General features: G+C 35.5%; 1 protein-coding gene and 2 rRNA genes. 2 read left to right on the forward strand and 1 reads right to left on the reverse strand.

Annotated elements, in window-relative coordinates:
* Together AC1DY0_RS19085 and rrf are read left to right on the forward strand one after the other, a co-directional pair.
* Window positions 1-144, forward strand: a 23S ribosomal RNA gene (locus tag AC1DY0_RS19085); the annotation flags it as partial.
* Window positions 145-312: 168 nt separating this feature from the next.
* Window positions 313-422 (forward strand): 5S ribosomal RNA (rrf, locus tag AC1DY0_RS19090).
* Window positions 423-534: 112 nt separating this feature from the next.
* On the opposite strand, the gene AC1DY0_RS19095 is transcribed toward rrf, so the two are convergent.
* Window positions 535-760: transposase (locus AC1DY0_RS19095; protein ID WP_477190155.1), on the reverse strand; the 226-nt coding region annotated here is incomplete at its 5' end.

The raw sequence follows: 760 nt of genomic DNA on the forward strand, positions 1-760 counted from the left end.
GCGCTGAAAGCATATAAGCGCGAAACCCACCACAAGATGAGATTTCTTTTAAGGGTCGTGGGAGATGACCACGTTGATAGGCTATAGATGTAAAGGCAGTAATGTCATAGTCGAGTAGTACTAATAACCCGTAAGCTTATGTACACCTTTTCCCGAGCCGCAAGGCTCGGGGAGAAACTTTCTAAGATCCTGAATCAAGTTCAGGACAAACTTTTTATGTTCTTTATCTCAGTATGTTAAGATATTATTTTAATTATTAATGGTTAATGATCAATTATTAATTAAAAAAGTTGTCCAAAGCAACTAACGACTTAAGGTGGTTATTGCGGCGGGGCTCACCTCTTCCCATCCCGAACAGAGTAGTTAAGCCCGCCTGCGCAGATGGTACTGCAGTTATGTGGGAGAGTATGTCGCTGCCTTTTTTTACAAAACCCTTCATCAGTTTGATGAAGGGTTTTTTGTTTTACAACAGTTTTAAATAAGTAGATTTTATAAAAACTGAAATCTTAAAGGATCAGGTGCAAAAGTTGGGGATTATGCAAAAAGATTAGATAATCTGAACAAGAAAAAATCTATATTTCTCACTCCTCTAAATTGACTTCTAAAAGCTTTTATTTTTGCATTGAAAGATTCGGCAGAAGCATTTGTACTTCTGTTATCAAAATAGTTTAAGATTGACTTGTAATTAAAAGTTATGGTATTAAGCAGAATATTAAAGTTTTTAAAGCCTGATTCTTCTACATTTCTATACCAATGAGCT

This window comes from Flavobacterium sp. P1_E4, from assembly GCF_056405915.1.